This is a genomic window from Halorubrum sp. SS7 (assembly GCF_005435055.1).
Lineage (GTDB): Archaea > Halobacteriota > Halobacteria > Halobacteriales > Haloferacaceae > Halorubrum > Halorubrum salinarum.
Genome location: NZ_SGXV01000279.1, coordinates 1 through 220, shown reverse-complemented (window position 1 = coordinate 220; position 220 = coordinate 1). Strand labels below are relative to the sequence as shown.

1 pseudogene is annotated in these 220 nt (G+C 65.0%); it reads right to left on the bottom strand.

The window, feature by feature from the left end:
• Nucleotides 1-220, bottom strand: a pseudogene (locus EXE44_RS22250) (CopG family transcriptional regulator); the annotation flags it as partial.

Below are 220 nucleotides of genomic sequence, written 5' to 3'. Positions count from 1 at the left end.
GCCCAGTCGGTTCGGAGCTCGTCACCGCACTCGCAGAACGCTCTGTGCGACTGCTTTTCTCCACAATTTGGGCAGTAGACGTGGTCCCCGGGTACGATCTCTCCGCATCCGTCACAGGCGTTTTCGCGCCTTCGCGCGCCCGGATCGGTTTCGCTCGTCTGTCCGCTCCGCCCCCCCTTCGTCTTACGCCCGTCCGGTTCCGTCTCCCCGCTCGTCTCAC